General features: G+C 74.3%; 2 protein-coding genes. Both read right to left on the bottom strand.

Translation table 11 applies throughout. From position 1 onward, the window contains the following. The coding region (locus QR77_RS41860) for a xanthine dehydrogenase family protein molybdopterin-binding subunit (protein WP_040029729.1) at positions 1-2,267 on the bottom strand (2,267 nt) is incomplete at its 3' end. Next, on the bottom strand, positions 2,264-3,098 hold an 835-nt coding region (locus QR77_RS41865; protein WP_236711265.1), incomplete at its 5' end, for a (2Fe-2S)-binding protein. The genes QR77_RS41860 and QR77_RS41865, both read right to left, overlap by 4 nt.

Raw genomic sequence — 3,098 nt, forward strand, 5'->3', positions numbered from 1 at the left:
AGGCGGGTGATCGGGCGGCCCGTCGCCGCGCGTACCGCCGCGGCCACCGCCGCCGGGGAGGCGACGACCGGGGCCGCGCTCGCCGGTTTGGCGCCGAAGGGGGCCACCACGTCGCGTTCCTCGACCAGTTTGACGATCCGGATGTCCGGCGCGTCCAGGGACGTCGGCAGCGCGTAGCCGGTGAGGTCGGGGTGGCGGACCAGGCCCCGGTTGGTGCGGAGGTTCTCCGTCAGGGCCGTGCCGATGCCCTGGGTGACGCCCGCCTCGATACGGGTCGCCAGTTGCGCCGGGTTCAGTACGCGGCCGACGTCCTGCGCCACCGCCATCTCGACCACCCGGATCGATCCCAGCTCGATGTCCACGTCGACGACCGCGCGGATCGCGCAGAACGCCAGCCCGACGAACGCGTCGCCCTGGCCCGACTCGTCGAGCGGCTCCGTGGGGTGCGGGCGGCACTGCGCGGTCGCCCACAGCTCCTTGCCGTCCATCGCCTCGGTGACCGTGGTGGACAGCACACCGTCGTACGACGTGATCTTGCCGTCCGTGATCTGGAGCAGCTCGGTCGACATCCCGAACTTGTGCGCCAGCGGCTGGAGAAGCTGGGTACGGACCATCTTCGCCGCCCGCTCGACCGCGCCGCCCGAGACCCAGGTGTGCCTGCCATGGGCCGCCGGGCCCGCCGGGGGCTGGTCCGTGTCGACCGAGGCGACATGGACCTCCTCGATGCCGAGCGTCTCCTGCACGATCTGCCGGGCCAGCGTGGAGAATCCCTGTCCGGTCTCGACGGCGGCGCAGATGACCGTGGCGATGCCGTCGTGCACCTTGACGGTGGCGGTGGAGACCTCGTCGGCGCCCTCGGCGCCGAGCATGTGGACCATGCCGAGCCCGTAGCCGACCCCGCGCCGTACCGCTCCGGGCTCGCCCGCGCCCTCCGGTCCTCCGGGCAGCAGCCAGGCCGCCTCCGGGGTGTCCTTGGGGAGCGGCGGCAGCGGGAAGTCCCGTACGGCGCGCAGCAGTTCGGCGACCGGCGCCGGGCAGGTCACGGTCTGGCTGGTGGGCAGGATATCTCCGGTGGCGAGGACGTTGCGCAGCCTCAACTCGGCGGGGTCCATGCCGAGTTTGGCGGCCAGCTTGTCCATCTGGCCCTCGTACGCGGCACAGACCTGCATCGCGCCCTCGCCGCGCACATGCCCCGACGGCGGGTTGTTGGTGCGGACCACCCAGCCCTCGATGAAGGCGTGCGGCACGACGTACGGGCCGCACGCGAACGCGACGGCCGCGGCGAGGGATTCGGACGAGGAGTCCGCGTACGCGCCCGCGTCCAGCAGGATCTGCGCCTCGACCTTGACCAACCGGCCCTCGGCGTCGGCGTGGTGGCGGTAGCGGAGCAGCGTCGGGTGGCGGTGGGCGTGGCCGAGGAAGGACTCCTCGCGGGTCGCCGCGAGCTTGACCGGGCAGCCGGTGCGCAGCGCGAGCAGGCCGAGCGGGATCTGGAAGCCGGGGTCCTCGCGGTCGCCGGTGGCGCCGGGGACACCGGTGACGACGACCTTCACCCGGTCGGCGTCGAGCCCGAAGCAGGCGGCGGCCAGGTCGCGGTCGGTGTGCGGGTCGGTCGAAGCGGTGTAGATCTCCACGCCGCCGTCGGGCCTCGGTACGGCGAGCCCGGCCTCGGCGCCGATCGGCGCCGGGTCCTGGCGGCCGATGCGGTACAGGCCCTCGACGACGATCTCGCCCTGGACCTCGGGGTCGCCGTAGCGCAGCGGGATGTGGCGGATCAGGTTGCCGTCGGGGTGCAGCGGCTCCGCCGCGAAGGCCTTCTCGGGGTCGGTGACCGGTTCGAGGATCTCGTACTCGACGGCGATGGCGGCCGCGGCCATCCGCGCCGTATCGGGGTGGTCGGCGGCGACGGCGGCGATGGCCTCGCCGTGGTGGCGTACGACGTCGGAGGCGAAGACGGGCCGGTCGACGACACGGCGGCCGTACGACGGGTCGCCGAGCACGTCCTCGTGCGTGACGACGGCCCGTACGCCCAGCATCTCGGCGGCCGCCTCGGTGTCGATCGAGACGATGCGGGCGTGCGGGTGCGGGGAGCGCAGGATCGCCGCCCACAGCAGGCCCTCGGCCCACAGGTCGGCGGCGTACGGGAAGGTGCCCTCGGTCTTGGCGCGCGCGTCGGCCGGGGAGAGTGAAGCGCCGAGGCCGTGCGCCGGCGGCTCCTGCTGCGGGCCGTCGAGCGTCGGGGCCTCGGTGGCCGCGTCGTTGCTCACGCCATGCCTCCGTCGTGCGAGTGCGGGTGCGAGGGCCCGGCGCCGCCGGCCCCGGGAGGTGCCTGGTGCGGTACGCGCGCCTCTTCGGAGGCCGCTGCCGCGGCTTCCGCGCTGGCGGCGCGCTGTGCGGCGACTTCGTTGACGGCGTCGAGCACGCCCCGGTAGCCGGAGCAGCGGCAGAGGTTGCCGCAGAGCGCCTGCCGGGTCTCCAGTTCGCTGGGGGCGTGGTTGCCCTCCAGCAGGTCGTGGACCGTCATGGCCATGCCGGGGATGCAGAAGCCGCACTGGACGGCGCCCTGGTTGGCCAGCGCCCGCTGCACGTCGGAGGGTTCGCCGTCGGCGGCGAGGCCTTCGACCGTACGGACCTCGGAGCCGGCCGCCGTGGCCGCCGGTACCAGGCAGGAGGCGACGAGCCGCCCGTCGACCTGCACGTTGCAGGCGCCGCACTCGCCCTGTGAGCAGCCGTCCTTGGCGCCGGCGAGGCCGAGGCGCTCGCGCAGCACGTACAGGAGGGACTCGCCGATCCAGGAGTCGGTGACCGGGCGGTCGGCGCCGTTGACGCGCAGGACGTAGGAGTTGGCCGGGTGTTCGGGGCTGTCGCTGCTGCTGGTGAGGGGCGCCGGTTCGGGCTCGGGGAGCGGTTCCGGCAACGCCTCGGACAGCGCTTCCGGCTCCGGCTCCGGCTGCGACTCGGCGCCGGCCGGGGCCTCGGCGTCGGGTTCGGCCTCGGAGTCGGGGCCCGCGTCCGGCGCGAGGTCCTGCTCGGGTACGAGGGCCGCGTCCGGTACGGGGTCGAGGCCGGTGCCTTCGGGTACGACCGCCGCTTCCGGC

The sequence above is a fragment of the Streptomyces sp. 150FB genome, from assembly GCF_000818195.1.
Lineage (GTDB): Bacteria > Actinomycetota > Actinomycetes > Streptomycetales > Streptomycetaceae > Streptomyces.